The 21,517-nt window shown below is 46.6% G+C and carries 27 protein-coding genes and 1 riboswitch; all 27 genes read right to left on the bottom strand.

From position 1 onward, the window contains the following. Positions 1–9 precede the first annotated feature (9 nt). The 27 genes from nuoK to GC093_RS17795 all read right to left on the bottom strand — a co-directional run bounded on the left by nuoK (position 10) and on the right by GC093_RS17795 (position 21,400). On the bottom strand, positions 10–327 hold the full coding sequence (nuoK, locus tag GC093_RS17925) for an NADH-quinone oxidoreductase subunit NuoK (RefSeq protein ID WP_171653264.1): 318 nt from the start codon (positions 325–327) through the stop codon (positions 10–12). Beyond that, the gene (locus GC093_RS17920; RefSeq protein WP_171653263.1) at positions 324–848 is read right to left on the bottom strand and encodes an NADH-quinone oxidoreductase subunit J; all 525 of its coding nucleotides are present in this window, start codon (positions 846–848) and stop codon (positions 324–326) included. Before GC093_RS17920 ends, nuoK begins: the two co-directional genes overlap by 4 nt. Next, positions 838–1,293 (bottom strand): NADH-quinone oxidoreductase subunit NuoI, encoded by a 456-nt coding sequence (gene nuoI / locus GC093_RS17915; RefSeq protein ID WP_171653262.1) that lies wholly within the window; start codon positions 1,291–1,293, stop codon positions 838–840. Before nuoI ends, GC093_RS17920 begins: the two co-directional genes overlap by 11 nt. Positions 1,294–1,360: 67 nt before the next feature. Beyond that, entirely contained in the window at positions 1,361–2,392 is a 1,032-nt protein-coding gene (gene nuoH, locus GC093_RS17910; RefSeq protein ID WP_171653261.1) for an NADH-quinone oxidoreductase subunit NuoH, read from the bottom strand. Further along, positions 2,392–3,492, bottom strand: a complete 1,101-nt coding sequence (locus GC093_RS17905) for an NADH-quinone oxidoreductase subunit D (protein WP_171653260.1) — start codon at positions 3,490–3,492, stop codon at positions 2,392–2,394. The genes nuoH and GC093_RS17905 overlap by 1 nt, the downstream gene beginning before the upstream one ends. 6 nt (positions 3,493–3,498) lie before the next feature. Then, on the bottom strand, positions 3,499–4,344 hold the full coding sequence (locus tag GC093_RS17900) for an NADH-quinone oxidoreductase subunit C (RefSeq protein WP_171653259.1): 846 nt from the start codon (positions 4,342–4,344) through the stop codon (positions 3,499–3,501). Further along, complete coding sequence (locus GC093_RS17895; RefSeq protein ID WP_171653258.1) at positions 4,341–4,859, bottom strand: NuoB/complex I 20 kDa subunit family protein; 519 nt, start codon at positions 4,857–4,859, stop codon at positions 4,341–4,343. The genes GC093_RS17900 and GC093_RS17895 overlap by 4 nt, the downstream gene beginning before the upstream one ends. Then, on the bottom strand, positions 4,844–5,209 hold the full coding sequence (locus GC093_RS17890; RefSeq protein ID WP_171653257.1) for an NADH-quinone oxidoreductase subunit A: 366 nt from the start codon (positions 5,207–5,209) through the stop codon (positions 4,844–4,846). The genes GC093_RS17895 and GC093_RS17890 overlap by 16 nt, the downstream gene beginning before the upstream one ends. Positions 5,210–5,546: 337 nt before the next feature. Further along, complete coding sequence (locus tag GC093_RS17885) at positions 5,547–5,948, bottom strand: F0F1 ATP synthase subunit epsilon (protein WP_171653380.1); 402 nt, start codon at positions 5,946–5,948, stop codon at positions 5,547–5,549. Between the two features lie 138 nt (positions 5,949–6,086). Beyond that, positions 6,087–7,493, bottom strand: coding sequence for a F0F1 ATP synthase subunit beta (gene atpD, locus GC093_RS17880; protein WP_171653256.1), 1,407 nt, complete (start codon positions 7,491–7,493; stop codon positions 6,087–6,089). A 100-nt stretch (positions 7,494–7,593) separates the two neighbouring features. Beyond that, positions 7,594–8,451 (bottom strand): ATP synthase F1 subunit gamma, encoded by an 858-nt coding sequence (atpG, locus tag GC093_RS17875; RefSeq protein ID WP_171653255.1) that lies wholly within the window; start codon positions 8,449–8,451, stop codon positions 7,594–7,596. 146 nt (positions 8,452–8,597) lie between these two features. Further along, on the bottom strand, positions 8,598–10,115 hold the full coding sequence (gene atpA / locus GC093_RS17870) for a F0F1 ATP synthase subunit alpha (protein ID WP_171653254.1): 1,518 nt from the start codon (positions 10,113–10,115) through the stop codon (positions 8,598–8,600). Between the two features lie 16 nt (positions 10,116–10,131). Next, on the bottom strand, positions 10,132–10,683 hold the full coding sequence (locus GC093_RS17865; RefSeq protein WP_171653253.1) for a F0F1 ATP synthase subunit delta: 552 nt from the start codon (positions 10,681–10,683) through the stop codon (positions 10,132–10,134). Then, entirely contained in the window at positions 10,680–11,165 is a 486-nt protein-coding gene (atpF, locus tag GC093_RS17860) for a F0F1 ATP synthase subunit B (protein ID WP_171653252.1), read from the bottom strand. The genes GC093_RS17865 and atpF overlap by 4 nt, the downstream gene beginning before the upstream one ends. An 80-nt stretch (positions 11,166–11,245) precedes the next feature. Further along, positions 11,246–11,470: a F0F1 ATP synthase subunit C gene (atpE, locus tag GC093_RS17855; RefSeq protein WP_028550954.1), complete on the bottom strand. Its 225-nt coding sequence runs from the start codon at positions 11,468–11,470 to the stop codon at positions 11,246–11,248. A gap of 82 nt (positions 11,471–11,552) precedes the next feature. Further along, positions 11,553–12,251 (bottom strand): F0F1 ATP synthase subunit A, encoded by a 699-nt coding sequence (atpB, locus tag GC093_RS17850; RefSeq protein WP_171653251.1) that lies wholly within the window; start codon positions 12,249–12,251, stop codon positions 11,553–11,555. 33 nt (positions 12,252–12,284) lie between these two features. Then, on the bottom strand, positions 12,285–12,680 hold the full coding sequence (locus GC093_RS17845) for an ATP synthase subunit I (protein ID WP_171653250.1): 396 nt from the start codon (positions 12,678–12,680) through the stop codon (positions 12,285–12,287). Beyond that, positions 12,680–12,901, bottom strand: a complete 222-nt coding sequence (locus GC093_RS17840) for an AtpZ/AtpI family protein (protein ID WP_171653249.1) — start codon at positions 12,899–12,901, stop codon at positions 12,680–12,682. The genes GC093_RS17845 and GC093_RS17840 overlap by 1 nt, the downstream gene beginning before the upstream one ends. A gap of 174 nt (positions 12,902–13,075) precedes the next feature. Beyond that, on the bottom strand, positions 13,076–14,224 hold the full coding sequence (gene wecB / locus GC093_RS17835) for a non-hydrolyzing UDP-N-acetylglucosamine 2-epimerase (protein ID WP_281365266.1): 1,149 nt from the start codon (positions 14,222–14,224) through the stop codon (positions 13,076–13,078). A 57-nt stretch (positions 14,225–14,281) separates the two neighbouring features. Beyond that, positions 14,282–14,911: a uracil phosphoribosyltransferase gene (gene upp / locus GC093_RS17830; RefSeq protein WP_171653248.1), complete on the bottom strand. Its 630-nt coding sequence runs from the start codon at positions 14,909–14,911 to the stop codon at positions 14,282–14,284. Between the two features lie 79 nt (positions 14,912–14,990). Beyond that, positions 14,991–15,842, bottom strand: a complete 852-nt coding sequence (locus GC093_RS17825) for a DUF72 domain-containing protein (RefSeq protein WP_171653247.1) — start codon at positions 15,840–15,842, stop codon at positions 14,991–14,993. 133 nt (positions 15,843–15,975) lie between these two features. After that, entirely contained in the window at positions 15,976–17,223 is a 1,248-nt protein-coding gene (gene glyA / locus GC093_RS17820) for a serine hydroxymethyltransferase (RefSeq protein ID WP_171653246.1), read from the bottom strand. Positions 17,224–17,311: 88 nt separating this feature from the next. Then, the gene (locus tag GC093_RS17815) at positions 17,312–17,962 is read right to left on the bottom strand and encodes a TIGR01440 family protein (protein WP_171653245.1); all 651 of its coding nucleotides are present in this window, start codon (positions 17,960–17,962) and stop codon (positions 17,312–17,314) included. A gap of 29 nt (positions 17,963–17,991) precedes the next feature. After that, complete coding sequence (gene rpiB / locus GC093_RS17810; protein ID WP_171653244.1) at positions 17,992–18,450, bottom strand: ribose 5-phosphate isomerase B; 459 nt, start codon at positions 18,448–18,450, stop codon at positions 17,992–17,994. 98 nt (positions 18,451–18,548) lie between these two features. Beyond that, positions 18,549–18,629, bottom strand: a riboswitch (ZMP/ZTP riboswitch). A gap of 193 nt (positions 18,630–18,822) precedes the next feature. Continuing rightward, the gene (locus GC093_RS17805) at positions 18,823–19,395 is read right to left on the bottom strand and encodes a low molecular weight protein arginine phosphatase (RefSeq protein ID WP_171653243.1); all 573 of its coding nucleotides are present in this window, start codon (positions 19,393–19,395) and stop codon (positions 18,823–18,825) included. 211 nt (positions 19,396–19,606) lie between these two features. Then, positions 19,607–20,170 (bottom strand): manganese efflux pump MntP, encoded by a 564-nt coding sequence (locus GC093_RS17800; RefSeq protein WP_171653242.1) that lies wholly within the window; start codon positions 20,168–20,170, stop codon positions 19,607–19,609. Between the two features lie 153 nt (positions 20,171–20,323). Continuing rightward, a complete protein-coding gene (locus GC093_RS17795) occupies positions 20,324–21,400 on the bottom strand; it encodes an L-threonylcarbamoyladenylate synthase (RefSeq protein ID WP_171653378.1) in 1,077 nt (358 codons plus the stop codon). Positions 21,401–21,517 lie beyond the last annotated feature (117 nt).

Genomic DNA, 21,517 nt, shown 5'->3' with positions numbered 1-21,517 from the left:
TAAGCTGGCCTATCGTTTTAACGAATCCATTTCATTCACGTCAGTCGTTCCTTTATTCCGGTACAGCGTAATCAGAACCGCTATGCCGACAGCCACTTCAGCAGCAGCAACCGTAATGTTGAATAAGGAGAAAATCTGACCTGTTAGACCCGGGTTAACACCGAGCTTGGAGAACGCGACAAGATTCAAGTTCACCGCGTTAAGCATCAATTCGATAGACAGAAGCACAATAACCGCATTTTTTTTGGATAATGCTCCATACAGCCCAATGCAGAACAATATAGCAGCAAGCGTTAAATAGGGAGTTGCTAATCCGGTCAAGGTCAATCCTCCTCTCTCTTCGCGACAACAATTGCACCTATGAAGGCTACTGTTAGCAGAACGGACATGAGTTCAAACGGGATAACATGCTGGTTAAAAAGCAGCTTACCGATTTCCATCGTGTTATCTTCCGGTGCTTTAAACTCCCCCGTAGGCAGAGTAGCCGTCTGAATCACGTAGAAGATAATCCCGAACAACCCAGCCGCACCAATAAAAAGCAGTGTATTGTGCACAGGACGCTTCGGTTCCTCATCCTCCCCTTGATGCTTCGTCATCATAATCCCGAAGATCATCAGGATCGAAATCGCACCGGCATAAATCAGGACCTGAACAAACGCCACAAATTCAGCCTCTAATATGACGTACAGGCCAGCCATACTTATAAACGTCAACGCTAAAGCTACTACCATATGCACCACTTTAGTAAAGCTCAGCATGAATATAGCGCCGCCGATGGCCAGTAATGCAAATACGAAAAACGCGATATTTTCTCCGTTGGACATGAAAGCCCCAATATTAGCTAACATCTTTCTTAGCCCCACCTTTCGGAAGCGCTGAGTTATTTTCCTTCCGGATATTCGCAGTATTTTCGCTAAGCCACTCCATATTCTTGAACAAATCATCACGGCTGTACGTGCTCAACTCGAAATTATTGGTCATTACTATAGCTTCTGTAGGACAAACCTCCGTGCACAGATCGCATAAAATGCATAATTCGAAGTTGATATCATACGTGTCGATAACCTTACCCTTTTTCTCAGGATCGGGATTGGCCTTCCCTGTTAAGGTAATACATTCCGTCGGGCAAATACGCGCACATTGGTTACACACAATGCACTTATCCGGGTCAAAGTACTGAATACCTCGGAATCGGTCCGGCATCTGTATAGGTACGTCTGGATAAGCGTAGGTCACTTTTTTCTGGGTCATGCTTTTGAGGGTAACGCCGAGACCTTTGACTATACCTTTCATGTTTTCTCTCCCTTTCCCAAGCATTATTTACAGTGGAACCATGACTTCAGGTGAGGCGAAGCAATTGTCATTTAAAAAAGTAAACGGACAACATCGGCCCAACGCTCATATAAATCGCTGTAACAAAAATGTTGATCAACGATAACGGAAGCAAAACCTTCCATCCAAAACCCATCAGCTGGTCAACACGTATTCTCGGTAGCGTGGCACGAATCCAGAACAAGAAAAATACAATCGCTGAAAATTTGAGTAGGAACCAGATTAGCCCCGGAATAAAATCAAGGAAGGGAAACGGCGAATGCCAGCTGCCCAAAAATAATGTGGTCGTCAAACCAGCAATCGCAAACACATACACATACTCGGCTAGCATGAAGAAGGCAAAGCGAAAACCGCTATACTCTACGTGATAACCTGCAACCAGCTCTGATTCGGCCTCTGGCAAGTCAAATGGCGTCCGATTAAGCTCGGATACCCCTGCTATTACAAATACAAAAAATCCAATGATCTGAGGGAGGAAATTCCAATGCCAGAATCCTCCTGCTTGTGCGTTCGCAATGACGTTAAGATTCAGACTCCCCGTCGTCATAATAACCCCAATAACCGAAATGACCAGTGGAATTTCATAGCTGATCATCTGTGCGGCTGAACGCATTCCACCTAATAACGCGTACTTATTATTAGATGCCCATCCACCCAACACAATACCTATCGTTGAAATTCCGGATAAAGCAACATAATACAGCAAGCCTGCATTCATATTCGTACTGATTAGGCTTTGGCTAAAAGGTATTACAGCAATAACAGCAAAAGCCGGAATAAACGTAATAATCGGAGCCAGCATGAACAGCTCTCTTTCCGCCTTCTTAGGAATTGTATCCTCTTTAATTAGAAGCTTGGTTACGTCCGCCACACTCTGCAGCAGTCCAAACGGTCCAACCCGGTTCGGTCCAATACGCATTTGCATCCACCCGATGACTTTACGCTCGAAATAGATGGCGTACGTAACAAAGCCTAATACCACCAATAGCATTACAACGCCCCAAGCAAAAAATATGCCAAAATTCATCCATGTTAACTGCTCCTGCAAAAAGCCACCCATCAGCAGTCCACCTCCCCGACGACTATATCAATGCCTCCGAGTATAGTAATCATATTCGTCATCGTTTCTCCGACCAGCAGCTTCGGTAGAATCTGTAAGTTGACAAAAGAAGGTCTGCGGAACTTCAAGCGATACGGCTTATCCTTCCCTTTGGAAACGATATAACAGCCGATCTCGCCGCGTGGCGATTCAATACGCGCATAAACCTCGCCTTCCGGCGCCCGCAGCACACGAGGCACCTTGCCCATCGTCTCTCCCTCAGCCGGGAACTGCTCCACGGCTTGCTCTAGAATACGCAAGGATTGTCTCATTTCTTCGAAGCGAAGCAAGTACCGCTCATAGCAGTCACCGTTAACTCCTACAGGGACATCAAAATCGAAGCGGCTGTACAAGCTATAAGGCTGATCTTTACGGATATCCCAATTGACCCCGGTACAGCGTAGATTAGCACCACTTAGACCGTAAGCAATTGCCGTTTCCGCGTCGTACTTCCCGATCCCTTTAATCCGTGCCAGAAATATTTCATTTCCGCCCACCAAATCGTTATACTCATCTAATTTGCCACGCATATACGGTATGAATTTGCGAACTTTCTCAATCCAGCCTTCGGGTGCATCCCATTTCACTCCGCCTACCCGCATATAATTGTAAGTTAAGCGTGCGCCACACAGCTCATTGAATAGATCAATGATAATTTCCCTGTCACGAAAGGCAAACAGAAACGGGCTCATTGCACCGATATCTAATAAATATGTGCCCCACCATACCAAATGACTAGCGACTCGTTGCAGTTCCATGACAATTAAACGCAGAAAGTCAGCACGTTCTGGTATTTCCAAGCCCATCAGCTTCTCAACAGCATGGACGAGCACATAATTATTCGTCATAGCAGACACATAATCCATCCGGTCTGTGTAAGGAATAATTTGAGTATAACTAAGATTTTCCGCTAACTTTTCCGTGCCTCTGTGCAAATAGCCCATGACTGGATCCGCATGTGTAATGATTTCTCCATCCAGCTTGACTACAATCCGAAATACTCCATGAGTACTAGGATGCTGAGGCCCTACGTTCAATAACAGTTCTTCAGTTCTTATCAAGAGACTCTACACCTCCGGGTCAAGCGGTTCATAGTCTTTGCGCAAAGGATGGCCGACCCAATCGTCAGACATCATTATTCTTCTCATGTCCGGATGTCCCGGGAAATCAATGCCCAGTAAATCGTAAATCTCCCGCTCATTCCAATTGGCTGTAGGCCAAACCGTTGTCACTGATGGAACGCTTGGAGCCTCACGATCGGTTTTAACTTTGATGCAATATTCATGCTTGGTTTCTAAGGATAGTAAATGGTAGACGACTTCCATATAGGTTTCATAATCCACACCTGATACATTTCGCAAGTAATTTAACTTTAGTTCACTATGGCTATGAAGAAGCTCGGCTGTTTCAAACCAATTGGCATTCTTCAGCACAACACAAGGAAGATGAGCATCCTTCTCATTGATAAAAGCTTCCTGAACCGTGTCGTCGCCCATAGCTTCTTTAATAAGCTTCACAAAATAATCAAGCCTCGGCTGAAGAGGTGAAGGTTCCTTCGGAGCCGCATTCTCTTCGTCTTCAGGCTTTTTCGCTCTTGCACTCGCCCGGGCCGCACGCGCTTCCGCAGCTGCTTTCGCCTTGGCTTCCTTCTCTTCATCTGTAGGCGCTGCTTTATCGGCAGCAGGCGCCGCAGGCTTTTCCGTTTCAGCGGCAGCAGATTTCGTTTCTGCTGGCTGCGCAGCTGACGGTTCTGCTACAGCAGCGGATTCAGCAGCTGAAGGCTTGTAATCTGCTTCAGTCGCCTTACTGGCCTCAGGTGCTGCAGCATTGGACACTTTCGCTTCCGCTGATGCAGACTCAGTTACATCCTCAGTCGGCTGCTGAGGATCATCCTTCTTTTGCTCATCGCTCATCGACTCGTCACCTGCTTACCTGTTTTCGCCTCGTAACGAATTTTTTCCTGAAGCTTATTAATCCCATAGATCAGCGCGGCCGGATTAGGCGGGCAGCCTGGAATATAGACATCGACCGGCACAACTTGATCGACTCCCTTAACTACTGCATAAGATTTTACATAAGGGCCACCCGCAGTAGCACAGGATCCCATAGCTATGACCCATTTGGGCTCAGGCATCTGATCATACAGACGTCGCAGCAGTGGTGCCATCTTCTTCGTTACGGTACCAGCAACAATCATAACGTCTGATTGCCGCGGCGAAGTCCGGAATATGACCCCAAACCTGTCCAAATCATAATGGGAGCCTCCGGTTCCCATCATCTCTATAGCACAGCAAGCCAATCCAAACGTTAACGGCCACAGGGAGTTGCTTCTTGCCCATGCTTTAACCTGCTCCAACGTGGTCATAAATACATTTCGCTCGAGTTCTCTTCTTTCTTCAGGGGAGATCGACTCTAGATTGAAGTCCATTGCAGCACCTTCTTTTTCCAAGCATAGATTAGTCCAACCACTAATAGTCCTACAAAAATACACATTTCAACAAGCGCAAACAAGCCGAGTTGCTTATATGCAACGGCCCACGGATACAAAAACACAGTTTCAACATCAAATATTACAAACATCAACGCAAATAAATAATAACGGATATTGAACCGTACATGGCTCTCGCCAACGGGTTCATTTCCGCTTTCATAGGTGGTGTATTTCTCTTCCACAGGCTTATGAGGTCGCAATAAACGGCCAAATGTAAGCGCTACGATGGGAAGCAATACGCCCAAGATGAGAAAAATGGATACGACCACGTAATTGTTCATGTACATCGTGAACGAATCTCCTCCCATAATATTGAAGAATATGTTCTGAACTTGAGATGTGATGATGGGTTTGGGTAAGGAGCAGGCCATATCGGTAACCTTGTAAGCGTGCCCAAGTTACATTTTCTGATATTTCCTATAGCTGTTAAACCTTATCGATCACATAACTTAAGTTATTTATACCTCCACAATTATATCAAAAGGCCGTTGGAGTGTCTAATATTTCCTTTAATAACAAATGCCTCAAACGCTACGTCCTTACTCGTAATAGTATAACCTCGTTTTTAAACACAAAAAAGACGAAGGAACTTGGGGTTCCCTCGCCTTTTTTGCATTCCAAAGCTTATTTTCTCGCAGAAACGTCAATCCGATTAACAGCTTTTAGTAAAGCTAGTTCGGCGCGTTTGAGATCTGTTTCGCTCTGTTTCGATGCAATCCGCTTTTCAGCACGAGATTTCGCTTCTTTGGCGCGATCAACATCTATTTGTTCCGGTAGCTCGGCGCTTTCCGCCAGAATAACCACTTTATCCTTGCGGACCTCCATAAAACCACCGTTCACCGCGATATAATGTGACTGACCGTTCTGTTTCACGATAACCGGTGCGATTTTTAATGGAGTAACTAAAGGAATGTGGTTCGGCAGAATACCAAGCTCTCCTTCTGATCCCTTAACACTAATCATGTCCACCTGTTCGGCGTACACTTTACGTTCAGGGGTAACAATCTCCAGTAGGAAAGTACTCACTTGGACTCCTCCTAAGAGCTTTCCGTAAGGAAAGCTTAACTTCGTAAGCATTTGCTGAGCTTCCCGTTAAGAAAGCCTGCATTGTAGGCATAACTTCGCCGGACATTCGCACAGAACGGCCGGCGACCTGATTCTATATTACATTGTTTTTGCTTTCTCAATTGCTTGTTCAATTGCACCCACGTTATGGAATGCTGGTTCTGGAAGGTTGTCATGCTTACCTTCAAGAATTTCCTTGAAGCTACGAACGGTTTCTTTGATTGGAACGAATAGACCTGGAATACCGTTAAACGCCTCTGCCACGTGAAGCGGTTGGGCAAAGAACAATTGAATACGTCTAGCGCGGTAAACCGTTTGTTTGTCTTCCTCAGACAACTCGTCCATACCAAGGATCGCGATAATATCAAGCAACTCTTTATAGCGCTGCAAAGTTTTCTTAACGCCTTGTGCTACTGCATAGTGCTCTTCGCCAACAACTTCTGGAGTCAGAATCCGGGAAGAGGAAGCAAGTGGATCAACCGCTGGGAAAATACCCATAGCTGCGATACCACGCTCCAAGTTCGTCGTTGCATCCAAGTGGGCAAACGCCGTTGCAGGAGCCGGATCCGTATAGTCATCCGCAGGAACGTAGATCGCTTGAATCGACGTTACAGAACCTTTTTTCGTTGATGTGATACGCTCTTGCAATTGACCCATTTCAGTTGCCAACGTCGGCTGGTAACCTACCGCGGATGGCATACGGCCAAGAAGTGCCGATACCTCAGAACCCGCTTGTGTAAAGCGGAAGATGTTATCGATAAACAGAAGCACGTCACGGCCTTCTTCATCACGGAAATATTCCGCCATAGTCAGACCCGACAAAGCTACGCGAAGACGAGCGCCCGGAGGTTCGTTCATTTGTCCGAAAACCATCGCTGTTTTCTCAATAACGCCGGATTCTTTCATCTCATGATACAAGTCATTACCTTCACGCGTTCTCTCACCAACACCGGCAAATACGGAAATACCACCGTGCTCGGAAGCGATATTGTGAATCAATTCTTGCATCGTTACGGTTTTACCTACACCGGCACCACCGAACAAACCAATTTTACCGCCTTTAACATAAGGAGCCATCAAGTCGATAACCTTGATACCCGTTTCCAAAATTTCCGCTTGCGTCGACAAGTTCTCGAACGCAGGTGCACTTTTGTGAATTGGGCTCGTCAACGTGCGATCCACTTCGGTATTACCGTCAATTGGATTACCCAATACGTTAAATACACGTCCAAGTGTAGCTGCACCTACAGGAACTGAAATAGCTGCTCCTGTATCAACGGCTTCCGTACCACGAACTAAACCGTCAGTTGTCGACATAGCTACACAACGAACTAGATTGTCGCCCAAATGCACAGCTGCTTCAACCGTTAATTGAATGTCTTGTTCGCCAGCTTTTTCGGCTTTTCTTTCAATTTTAATCGCATTTAAAATCTCAGGTAGCTGTCCACGTTCGAACTCAATGTCGACAACCGGACCTGTTATATTAACAACGCGTCCTTTGTTCACTGTTTTCTCCTCCTTCGAGTTTTGCTTTAGCAAAACTACCTTCGTAAGCAGGCTATACTCAAATATTGAATATATCAGCCTCGTAAGCGATTATCAGTTCTTAGCTTTGTGCGTTCGCGCCAGCAACAATCTCCGAAATTTCCTGTGTGATGGAAGCCTGACGAGCTCGGTTATAAACCAGAGTCAATGAGCTTATCATCTTCGTCGCATTTTTCGTAGCATTGTTCATAGCAGTCATTCTCGCACCGAACTCACTAGCTTTGCCTTCCAATACCGCGCTATAGATCAATGTTTCTGCATATTTAGGCAGCAGCACCTCAAGTACTCCTTCTGCTGAAGGCTCATACTCGTAATTAGATACCGCTGTTCCACCCATATCTGCCATTGGCAAAAGCTGCTTTAACGTCGGTTCTTGGGTGATCGCATTAACAAATCTGTTATAAACCAGATACAGCTTGTCATAAGATCCATCCTCGAACCTTTTCACTGCAGAAACAGCTATTGCTTTAATATCCGCGAAACTTGGAGAGTCCGGAATCCCAGTTACATCTTCAACAATTGCAATATTACGATTGCGGAAGTAGTCTCTGCCTTTACGCCCGATTACAAAAATCGCATATTCACTAGGTGATTTGTGATTTTCTTTGATCTCCTGCATTACTCTGCGCAATACGTTGGCATTGTAGCCACCAGCTAAACCACGATCTGAAGTTACGACTAGATATCCCGTCTTCTTAACTTCACGAGTTTGCAGCATCGGATGCTTAACACCCTTAGTTCCTGCTGCAATGCTGCCTACCACTTCCTTCAGCTTATCAGCGTAAGGACGTGCAGCCTCAGCGGATGCTTGGGCTCTTCTTAACCTCGATGCAGCCACCATTTCCATTGCTTTGGTGATTTGCTTCGTGTTCTGTACAGACTTAATTTGGCGCTTAATTTCGCGCATCCCTTTTGCCATGCTTGCTCACCTCTCTCTCGAAGCTTTTCTGCTTAGAAAAGCCTTCACTCGAAAAGCCTGATAAATAAATTAATTCTTATATTCCACTATTTGAACCTCGAGCTCCTAAAGAAAGAAGCTCGAGGTCTTTAATTAGAACTATTAGCTTATTCTGCTGATGTTGCGAAGCTCTTTTGGAATTGTGCAATCGCGTCTTTCAATGCTTTCTCATTATCCGCAGTCAAATCTTTCGTGTCGCGGATGCTTTGGAAAATTTCAGGACGGTTGGAATCCAAGAAAGCCAAGAATTCAGCTTCGAAACGACGAATGTCCTGTACAGGAGTTTCGTCCAGATGTCCTCTTACAACCGTATAGATGGAAACAACTTGTCTCTCAACGGATAGCGGTTGGTGAACACCTTGTTTCAAAATTTCCAATGTACGCAAACCACGGTTCAAACGAGTTTGCGTAGCTTTATCCAAATCAGAACCGAACGCTGCGAAAGCGGCCAACTCGCGGTATTGAGCGAGGTCAGTCTTGAGCGTACCGGCAACTTTTTTCATAGCTTTAATTTGAGCGGAGCTACCAACCCGGGATACAGAGATACCGACGTTAACAGCCGGACGCTGACCGGAATAGAATAGGTCGGACTCCAAGAAGATTTGACCATCCGTAATCGAGATTACGTTCGTCGGAATATAAGCGGATACGTCCCCAGCTTGTGTTTCGATGAAAGGAAGGGCTGTGATTGAACCGCCACCTAGCTCATCGCTCAACTTAGCTGAACGCTCCAGCAAACGGGAATGCAAGTAGAAAACATCCCCTGGATATGCTTCCCGACCCGGAGGGCGACGAAGCAACAAGGACAACTCACGGTATGCAGCTGCTTGTTTGGACAAGTCATCGTAGATGATTAGAACGTGCTCGCCTTTGTACATGAAGTATTCACCCATTGCGCAACCTGCATAAGGAGCAAGCCATAGCATTGGAGCAGGCTCGGAAGCACTCGCCGTTACGACGATAGTGTAATCCATTGCTCCTGCACGACGCAAGGTTTCAACTACGTTAACTACAGTGGATTGCTTTTGACCGATAGCAACGTAAATACATTTTACGCCATTACCTTTTTGGTTGATGATGGTGTCGATAGCAATCGCTGTTTTACCCGTTTGACGGTCACCGATGATCAACTCACGTTGTCCACGACCAACTGGAATCATAGCGTCAATCGCTTTGATACCTGTTTGCATAGGTTCAAAAACGGATTTACGAGCCATAACGCCCGGTGCCGGTGATTCAACAGGACGTGAATTCGTCGTGTTAAGCGGACCGTTGCCGTCAACCGGTTGACCAAGCGCGTTAACAACGCGACCGATCAATTCCTCACCTACAGGAACCTCCATGATGCGGCCAGTACGTTTTACTTGGTCGCCTTCACGAATATCCGTGAAAGGTCCCAAAATAACGATACCTACGTTACTTTCTTCCAAGTTAAAGGCGTATCCCAATACGCCGTTCGGAAACTCAAGTAGTTCCCCTGCCATAACATTCTCAAGGCCATGTGCACGGGCAACCCCGTCACCGACTGTAATGACCGTACCAACGTCCACTACTTGAATGTCCGATTTATATTGTTCAATCTGCTGTTTAATCAGCGTGCTGATTTCTTCCGGTCTAATACTCAACTTTCCTCACCCCTATCTACAGTGCTTGAGTTTGATTCAACGTTTTTTCTAACCGCTCAAGCTTGCCGGACAAGCTACCATCGTACAGACGGTCGCCGATGCGGACTTTAATTCCGCCGAGCAAGCTTTTATCGAGAACCGATACAACACGGATTTGTTTACCTGTTAGATTGCTGAACGTTGCGGAAATATGACTCAGATCCGCTTCGGACAATTCTACCGGTGTGTAAACAGTTGCTTGTGCTTGACCAAGAGCTTCACTAGCAATCGTAACATAGTAATTCACGAGCGCTTCCAGTAAATCTTCTCTGCCCTTATCAACAAGAAGCAGCAAGGTGTTGAAGGTAATTTCCGAAAGCTGACTTTCGAAAACATTTTTCAACAACGTTGTTTTGGATTCCGCACCAAGACCCGGATGTTTGATTAGTTTCTCAAAGTCCGTATTATCCTGCATTACAGTAACCACGGTTTTCAGTTCTTCTTCGACCGCAGCGATTTTATTTTGTTCCTTAGCGAGCTCGAACAGAGCTCTCGCATATCTTTTGGCTACAACGGTATCCTGGCTCATTGCTTGCCTCCTACCTCTTTCAGGTAATGCTCAACCAACTGTTCCTGGGACTTCTCATCAATTTGCTTCTCAATAATTTTGGAAGCAATCAGCACGGACATCGCGCTGACTTGACTGCGAAGGGCGGCAACCGCCTTGTTTTTCTCATTTTCGATATCACGAATCGCTTCTTCTTTCACGCGAGTCGCTTCTACGCGAGCTGCGGCAATAATGTCATCAGCTTGTTTGGAGCTTGTTTGTTTAGCTTGTTCAATAATATCATGTGCTTCTTTGCGAGTTTCCTGAAGAGCTTGTTTTTGCTCCTCTAACAGTTGCTCGGATTGTTTACGGTTATTTTCAGCTGTTTGAATTTGATCCTTAACTAGCTGTCTGCGTTTTTCCATCATTCCAAACAAAGGACCGAACGCAAATTTTTGCAGCAAAAGGTACAAAATCAAGAAGGCTATAATTTGAATAAAAAACGTTGTCCATTCAATATGCAAGTAACGTCACTCCCTTCTGATAACGTGGGCAAAACGAAGGCGTGGAGGCTACTGTGCCATCCCCGCCAAACGGATTATTCTTAAGCTTGGCCCATCAAGATGAACGCAAGAACCAAAGCTACAACCGGCATTGCCTCAACCAAACCTACACCGATAAACATTGTTGTTTGCAAAGTACCACGAAGTTCTGGCTGACGGGAAATACCTTCCAAAGCGCGACCTACGATTAAACCGTTACCAATACCTGCACCAAGTGCTCCCAAACCAAATACGATTGCTGCTGCTACTAATGCTAAAGCTCCCATTGAGAAAATCCTCCCTTAATTTCGTAAAGTTTTTTTGTTTTTTATAAAATGACTCGAGACTACCCGAGGTAAGTCTTACTTGTTAGTGACCCTCTTCGTGGATCAATGTTTGCGAGATATAAACCATCGTTAACATTGTAAATACGAATGCTTGAATCGCACCTACGAACACACTGAAGCCCTGCCATACAAACAGAGGCGCAATTCCAAACCAGCTTGCCCCTAATATGACAGAAATCATTATTTCACCTGCGTAAATGTTACCGTATAGACGAAAAGCAAGCGTCAGCGGCTTAGATACCACTTCAATTAAATGCAGTGGAAGCATAGCCCCTTTATACTCGAAGTAATGAGCAAAATAATGCTTGGTATTTCGAGTTATACCTAAGTAATGGCTGAGACCGATAACAATAACAGTAAGACCAGCCGTTACAGCAATATCCGCTGTTGGTGATTTCCACCAGGAAACGTGTTCTGAAGTAACAATTGAGAACGGAAGTCCTAGCATATTCCCAATAAAAATGTACATAATGAGCGTTAGCCCTAACGCGATAAACGGTTTTCCATGCTTTGAACCAATAGTACTGCCGACGATTCCTTCGACAAATTCCACTACCCATTCCATAAAGTTTTGCAGCTTTGATGGATTTGTAACAGATCCTTTACTGGCTCCAGATATGGCAAGTATTAATACGAAAATACTGGTCACTGCGATCATAAGAAGTGCTGACAGATCGAAGTGTAAACCTAATAATTCTATCCCCGGTACCTTATGTTCCATGTTTTCCCTTTTCACCCCTTTCCACGAATGGATTTACTTCTTGGATCTTTTAATAGAAAGAATACCCAATACGAGTGTTGCCAATTGAGCAAAAAAGTATCCAGCAATGGTTGTAGGTAAAGCAATGTGCTCCGGATACCGGACCGCTATAAGTCCAGCCAAGCCCGCTATTGCCGCCCTAGTTAAAAAACCTATGGATGACTTTCGAGGAACCTGTTGCTCAAGTGAAGCTTTGATAACTTTTTCAGAAAGCTTAAGAATTTTCCAAGCAAGATATCTTGCATTAATCATGCTGGCAATTGCACCTAGCATTAACCCAGCAGAATAGGGTCGAAAATCCTCGAAAATTGCCCAAGACACCAAACAAAAGGATAAGAAGAAAAGAAAGACATTTTGAACCTTTTTCAGATGGGCCGCAAAATCATCCATCATAGCCCTCCGTATTGCTTGATCATAAAATAAATACTAATAATAGCTGACACAAGCCCCAACAGAAAGCCTCCCAGCAGCCACAACTGCCCGCCTAGCGTATGACTTAACCATTCTCCGAGCCAATACCCGGCTAGCAAGCATACGACAAGATCGATACCGATAGCGCTCGTTAATGCAGCGGCTTTCCATGGATTATCATTGCGGTTTGGCTGTTTCATAGACACCCTCCTGATAATCCTCACTTATTGTAACGAAGCAACGCGATGTTTGTCAATTGTGGTTCTCTCCAAACAACTGTGTGTAAATTCTCAAAAAACGCTGTCACATCAACGTTTTTTTTACTTTCAAACCAAACAGTTCAACTGTACACTGTGACGTTTGTCATAGGATTGTCACGGTTGGAATGGTTCCGGTCTGGAAGCAACCATTCCGAAATGGAAAAGGATGGCTTGAACGATACGTTCAGACGCTTTTCCGTCCCCGTATGGGTTGGCTGATTGGCTCATTTTTTCATACATGGAGGCATCGGTTAGCAAAGCATGGGCGCGTTGATACACGTGGTCTTCGTCGGTACCCACAAGCTCAAGCGTTCCTGCATCAATACCTTCAGGCCGCTCCGTTGTTTCCCGCAGCACCAGCACAGGGACTCCGAACGAAGGCGCTTCTTCTTGCAATCCTCCAGAATCGGTCAAGATCATATGCGTATGCGGGTACAGATTGTGCAAATCAACAACGTCCAGAGGATCAATCAATTTAATACGTGGGTGTCCATCCAAATATTCATAAGCCGGACCTTTCACAGCTGGGCTTGGATGTACAGGATATACAATAGCAATGTCTTCAAACTCATCAGCCAAGCGCTTGACGGCACGGAAAATTTGACGGTGTGGTTCTCCCTGAGATTCTCGACGATGCGCCGTCATCAGAATCAGACGTTTGCCCTTCGCCCACTCGAGCACAGGGTGCGAGTAGTTATCTCGAACTGTATAAGAAAGCAAATCAACAGCCGTATTTCCCGTAATAAAGATGCCTTCCTCCGACTTATTCTCTCTGCGCAGGTTATCAGCCGATAATGAAGTTGGCGAGAAATGCAAATCGCTCATGACTCCAGTCAATTGACGGTTCATTTCTTCCGGGTAGGGGGACATCTTGTTCCATGTGCGCAGCCCCGCTTCCACATGTCCTATTTTTATTTGTAAAATAAAGGCAGCGTAGCTGGCGAGAAATGTCGTGGAGGTGTCTCCATGAACCAGAATCAAATCCGGCTTAGCTTCTTTCAATACGGGATCAAGGCCCTGTAAAACGCGAACCGAAACCTCGCTTAATGTTTGCCCATCTTTCATAACGTCCAGATCATAGTTGGGTTTAATCTTGAAAAATTCGAGCACCTGATCGAGCAGCTGCCTATGCTGTGCCGTCACGCAAACGATCGATTCGATCTGATCGGAGTGCTTCTCCAGCTCTTTAACAAGCGGAGCCATCTTGGTTGCTTCTGGCCGTGTGCCAAAAATCGTTAAAACCTTAATTTTGTTTGTATTCAAAGTGCCTCTTCCCCCTGTTTCATAATCACTTGAACAGTAACTTATACGGCACTTATACTATTTGGTTCCGAACAAGCGGTCTCCCGCATCACCCAAACCAGGTATAATGTAACCGTGGTCATCCAAATAATCGTCTATCGCTGCCACATAGATATCTACATCAGGGTGCTCTTTCTGTACGGATTGAATGCCTTCCGGCGCTGCAATCAGACACATCAGCTTCAACTGCGTACAGTTTCTTGCTTTTAATGCAGCGATTGCCGCATTAGCCGATCCGCCTGTGGCAAGCATCGGATCAATAACAATTAATTCTCGCTCCTGTACATCCGTAGGAAGCTTCGCATAATATTCTACAGGCTGCAAAGTTTCTGGATCGCGATACAGTCCAATATGTCCTACCTTAGCCGCTGGTACGAGTTTCAATATGCCGTCTACCATGCCAAGTCCAGCACGCAGAATGGGGATCAGCCCAAGCATTCTTCCAGAAATCACCTTACACTCCGCCGTTGCGACAGGAGTTTTAACTTGTACCTTCTGCAAGGGTATATCTCTTGTAATCTCATATGCCATTAGAGTTGCTACTTCATCAACAAGCTCACGAAAATCCTTGGTCGTTGTGGCTTCATCCCGTATGTAAGTAAGCTTGTGCTGAATAAGCGGATGGTCACACACATATACTTTTCCCATTATTCATTCCCCTTTACGCCAAATCTTATGTATTATACCACAATTGTCCGTGGTTATCCTAGCAAGTTTCAATTACGTATTAATCGAATAGTTCCAGTTGACGCGGCGCAAGCGCTTCAGGCTTCATCCCAAGAAGCTTCATAAGCTCCTTAGCATTCTCAGCTGCATCGCCACCCGAATTATTGTTAAAGATAACGGAAACTTCTTCGGTCTGCTCGCTAAGGCGATACAGGTTATCCCTCCATTCTGAAAGCTCCTGTTGGTTATATCGATACAAGTACCGCGTCTCTCTCCAATTGGGATTGCCATTCTGGTTCCATCCGGATACGTTCCTGCCATGCATACGTACTAGGGTCTGCTTGGGGCTTGTTGGTGTCAGCACCGCTGGCACTGACCCCATACCGGCTTGAGGCTCGTCACAAATACTGTGAATCCATTGCTCACGCGCCATAAATGCTAATGTCTTCTCTCTCGTATCTTCGGCGAACCAGCTTTGATTACGAAATTCTAGAGCAACAGGATAACTCCGCATACGTTCCCTTACACCTCGAAGTATATCCACATTGCCTCGTGAGCAATCAAACCAAGGCGGATATTGAAATAGCACCGCTTTCAACTTCCCGCTCTCCAGAACGGGACGAATCGACTCACAGAAAGCCTTGTACATCGAATCATCATCAGGGAACGGATTCTTCCCTCTCAGATGCCCCGTCATCCCTTGGTACGCCTTAACGATAAAGGAAAAATTCTGCGTTGTTTCATTCACCCAACGGCTGAAGGTCTTCTCCTGCAGCACCGCATAAAAGGAACTATCCACTTCAACTATGGAAAAATGCCTGCTATATATCTTCAATTTATCCTCTGGCTTGACGGAACCCTTCTCATATAGCCCATCATGATCTCCCCATCCTGCTAAACCGATATATATCATAGTCACACCCTCCTTAGCTGAGTATACCTTCTGTCGCTTACTTCATACATTTCGAAAAAAAGCCGACGCAAATGCGCCGGCCACTATTAATAGCTATTAGCTCTCCTTAGAGAACTCATGAAAAACAACCTTATTAATAACTCAAACCTGGATATAGAGGGAATTGAGCTGTTAGATCTTTAACCATGCCGCGAACTTTTTCATGTACAGCTTCATCGGATGGATTCTTCAGCGTCAAAGCAATAATTTTAGCAATAACTTTCATCGCTTCTTGATCCATGCCGCGGGAAGTTGCCGCAGGCGTACCAATACGAACACCGCTTGTAATCATCGGCTTAGCCGGATCAAAAGGAATCGCGTTTTTGTTCACAGTCACGCCTACTTCATCCAGCAAATGCTCTGCGTCTTTACCGCTGATGTTCAGGTTGCGAAGGTCAATCAGCATCAAATGGTTGTCAGTACCGCCGGAAACCAGATCAATACCTTCAGCTGTTAGAGCCTCGGATAAAGTCTTAGCGTTATTTACAACATTTTGCGCGTAAGTTTTAAATTCCGGTTGCAGCGCTTCTCCGAAGGCAACAGCCTTGGCAGCAATAACGTGCATCAAAGGACCGCCTTGTGTACCAGGGAATACAGCTTTATCAATTGCAGCAGCCCATGGTTTGCGGCACAGGATCATACCGCCGCGAGGACCGCGAAGCGTTTTGTGTGTAGTTGTTGTAACAAAATGTGCGTGTGGAACTGGACTCGGATGCAGACCTGCTGCAACAAGTCCTGCAATGTGGGCCATATCTACAAACAACAATGCGCCTACGTCATTGGCAATGGAAGCCAATGCTTCAAAATCGATAGTACGCGGATAAGCGCTAGCGCCTGCTACGATCATACGAGGCTTGTGCTTAAAAGCCAATTTACGGACTTCATTATAGTCGATATGAGCGTCGCTTTCTCTAACGCCGTATGCAACAAAGTTATACAAAATACCGGATGCATTCACTGGACTTCCGTGAGTCAAGTGACCGCCATGTGCCAGGTTCATACCCAGCACGGTGTCGCCAGGCTGCAGCGCTGCAAGATATACCGCCATGTTTGCTTGTGCGCCGGAATGCGGCTGTACGTTCGCGTGCTCAGCACCGAACAATTCTTTAGCACGGTCACGTGCAATATCCTCAACGATATCAACATGCTCACAACCACCATAGTAACGTTTGCCTGGGTAGCCTTCTGCATATTTATTAGTTAAAACCGTACCCATTGCTTGCAGTACAGCTTCACTCACAAAATTTTCAGAAGCGATTAATTCGATTTTGTCGCGTTGACGGCCAATCTCCAAATTCATAGCCTCAACAATTTTAGGATCTTGTTTACGTAATTGTTCCACAATAAATTCCTCCTTAGGATGTGCTTGATTGTATTATTTGAATTTGTATAAGAAACATATTAGGATAATAAATTCGCAAATCTATCATTCAACTGCATGTATCGATGTCTGAAGCGCGATCCGTATGGATCTTAGAATCCTCTGCCACTGAAGCATATACAGCTCGCGCGCCGCCAATCAGCTTCGGCCTGGTATAAGCCATCTGTACAGTTGCATGGCCTATCATACGGATGGAAGGACGGAGCGGAACCGCTACAGGCTTCAAATGCATACCGATCAGTGTGCCGCCGATATCGATACCGGCATGCGCCTGTATCGATTCTACCACGCAAGCCTGCTGAAGGTTTTTATAGGCATAGGATGCCATTGAACCGCCAGCTCGCGGCACCGGAACAACAGCTACCTGTTCCAGCCGATACTCCCGCATAGCTTCCCGCTCTATAACCAATGCCCGATTCAGATGCTCACAGCATTGATAGACGGGATAGAACCCAATCTCGGCCCGCACAGCTTCGACTGCAGCGAACAAATGCGCAGCTACCTCTTCCGTACCGAAGGTGCCAATGTGATGCCCTAGCACTTCACTGGTGCTTGTCCCAATAACAACAAGCTGGCCTGCTTCGAGCTTTCCCGCTTGGGCCAATTCGCGAAGTACTTGCTCTGCCAAAGGTCGGATCTGACCCAAATCCAATTCGCTTTCCTGATCAGCAGTGCTGCCTGAATGATCTGTTTGGCTCATTGCTTCCACCTCTTTCATCGGGCTGCCGATTACGGATGAATCGCGAATTTATCTTCTAACGCTTTTACCTTGTTAATTCGGTTAAGGTGACGCTCCCCATTAGAGAACTCTGTTTCTAACCATATTTTCACGATTTCCTGAGCAACCCCGGGTCCAACTACGCGTTCCCCCATCGCCAACACATTCGTATCGTTATGCTCTCTGGTAGCTTTTGCGGAAAATAAATCATGAACCAACGCACAGCGGATACCAGGCACTTTATTAGCAGCGATCGTCATCCCAATGCCCGTGCCGCAAATAAGAAATCCCTTGTCTGCTGCACCGGATACAACCTGATCGCACACCGCAATTGCATAGTCCGGATAATCAACGGAATCTGTACAATTACAGCCAAGATCCGATACTTGATGACCCAATGACTCAATAAATCCAATCAACTCATCTTTTAAACGAACTCCTGCGTGATCTGCTCCAATTGCAATTTTCAAAGCGATTCGCCTCCTGATTGTTGTTGATTTCATTATAACCGAAAGCTGTCGAAAAAACGAAAAAAGAGCATACTGCGTGCTATTTACAGCACAACAATGCTCTTTGCCCAGGCGACCGGCCGTATGTCCCGATGCTCCACTGTGGTTAATCCCACTCGTCGCCAGTTACATCGGGTCCCTCTATATAAGCTATATCATAGCGGAAATAACCTTCCCTGTAAAGCCCAAAAATAGCCATGAAACCATCCATAGAATAGGTCAAAAATCATCAAATCATTTGGGCATACAGAGCCTATTCACCCTTCACACAGCATAGAATCATGCTTAAATCTGACCACTCACCACATCAGCAGCGCCTTAATCTTACTTAGCCTAACCTATTTTACGAATCAACTTAATCAAACAGCTTTCAATCTCTTCGGCGCACTGGCGATACAGAATCACAGAGCCCCCAAAAGGATCCGCAATATCATAATCGGGAAGCCCTCGCTCCAGCAGCTGTATCCTTGCACGCTCTTCCCCTGTCACCGGCTGGGACAATGCGCGCTTAACCTCAAGCTCAGCAACCAGACGCTCCAGCTCGGCAAGCTGATCTGCTGCTTCCGAGTCATCGACGAATTCTTTTAACGTGTAAATTTTATCGATGTACTCAGGAAAACGCTGAATAGCATGATGTTTATGCCCCGATGTCATTGTAAGCACCAAATCTGCCCAATTGAGCAGCTCTCCCTTTAAAGAGGAAGAAGTTAATGCTTCCTTAAATCCTTTTTCCTTCAAAATGGCTGCCGCATTCCCGGATACGGGTGAGCCGTCATATGCCGCTACTCCCGCCGAACGGACTTCTATATGCTGCAAACCGTGTTCTTCTAACATTCGGCGCAGTATTCCTTCCGCCATCGGACTACGGCAGGTGTTGCCGGTACAAACGAACAAAATTCGATTCATCGGAAATCCCTGCCTTCTTCATCAAGATGGGCTGCTATGAGCCTCACCCTTATTGTACCTCAAAAGAATGGTTTTATGGAATCCGCTATGACTATTATAGGTGATTTCCTTAATGTGGATGTTAAAAATTCAGCTTTTTAATGCAAGAGTCGATACGAAACAGCTTTCTGAGCTACTTCTCGATCAAAAGATGACCTTTTAAACAACCCTCTTATAGCAGAAAGTTGATTCCAAATGCCAGCAGAATGACGCCACCCATAGCTTCTCCATATTCACCAATCCAGCGACCTAATCTGCGGCCCAGCATCAATCCGATTATCGACATTAACCCTCCAACCGCCCCAAACAATACTACGGTCAAAAACCTATCCCCCGCAAACATACCTAACGATACTCCGACGGAAAATGAGTCGATGCTAACGCTGAGTGCAAATAAAACCATTCCCCACGTCGTATTGTGATCTATGGAACGCGCAGCTTCGCCTTTTAAGGAGCTGTACACCATATGCACCCCAAGAAGTACAAGCAGGATACCGCCAGCTTTCGTAGCTACTCCTCCTAGGAGCGAACCTACATAGCCCCCTGTAAACATACCCACCAAGGGCATGAGCATATGAAATAATGCGATCAGGAGGCTCAACTGGATAATATGCAGCTTGCGGATTCCCCTCATCCCGATCCCAATCCCGAGCGATAGCGCGTCCAACCCCAAGGCGACAGCCATTATCAATAAAGTAATCAGCTGGCCTATCATCAGCGGTGATGCCCACTCCATCTTCCCCTCTACCCCCCGTCCCATTCCTAACCAACATATGCGGACAAGGAGGTAAACATACCTGAGATGGGAATGAGGGACAGTGACATCCTATAGAACTAGCTAATCAGGGATGAGAATATATATCTTAAGCTCTCACCTTAAGATGTGGGCTTATACACGAATGACACGGTCACCGGCTGCTTTGCGAAGCCGGTTCATAATGGCGACCCCGAGGCCTACTTCGGGGCATGCCTCAGCCACGATGAAGCCAACATCAGCTTCATCGAAACCGCGCAGCGCGGCGTACAGCTCGTGCGCTACGCTTTCCAGGTCGCCAAGGCTACCGCAGGCGACGACGTGGTCCGCGCGCAGCGCATCGGCGTGCTCGCGATACGTGAGCACGCCTGTGCGTTCGCCACGCGCGCGGGCTTCATCGAGCTCGCGCTGCAAGCGAGCGAGCACCCGTTCAGGGGCATCGCCCTGAACGAGGGTCATTACGCCGCGCGGCGCGTAATGCGTGTACTTCATGCCCGGCGCCCGCGGCGCCTGAGCTTGTTCATGGTGCGCAGAGGCTTCGCGCACCTCTGCTTCAGGCAGCACCCGGCGCAGCTGGGCTGCCGTGACGCCTCCGGGCCGCAGGATGTGGAGCACGCCTCCACCGCCGCTACCAGCGGCTGCAGGGGTGTACTCCACGACCGTCGACTCGAGCCCGACGCCTGTCGGGCCTCCGTCGACGATGCCGTCGATGCGGCCGGCCAGATCCTCCAACACATGCGCAGCAAGTGTTGGGCTGGGCCTGCCCGAGCGGTTAGCGCTCGGGGCAGCCACGGGGCAGCCAGCAGCGGCAAGAAGCTGCAGCGCCACGGGATGGTCGGGCATACGCAGCCCGACTGTGCTGAGCCCCGCGGTCACCAGCGGGGAGAGGGCCCCAGGCAAGACTGGCAACACGACAGTCAACGGGCCCGGCCAGAAGGCATCCAGCAAACGCGAAACGGCCTCATCGGGAGGAGCGGCCAGCTCTTCGATTTGAGACCGATTGGCTATATGTACAATTAGCGGATTATCTGATGGTCTACCTTTTGCTGAAAAAATTTTCATTACTGCATCCGTTTGCCGTGCATCCGCACCAAGTCCATATACGGTTTCAGTAGGAAAAGCGACAACGCCGCCTTCACGAAGCACTCTAGCTGCTTCCGCTAATTCCTCCGCCTGCGGCGAGACCGCAGAAACTTTCCAATTCGCTGTCATCTTCAATGCCCCATCCTTGTCTTGAATTAGACGGCTTATTGTTGCCTAATTTACTTTTATCTTAATAGATTATTAGAGGTTGTTCAAAAAGTCCTCATTGATCACGTAGTACCTCAG

The sequence above is a fragment of the Paenibacillus foliorum genome (assembly GCF_013141765.1).
Taxonomy (GTDB): Bacteria; Bacillota; Bacilli; order Paenibacillales; family NBRC-103111; genus Paenibacillus_S; species Paenibacillus_S foliorum.
The sequence above is the reverse complement of the archived record's forward strand: the minus strand, read 5'-3'. Positions and strand labels throughout refer to the sequence as shown.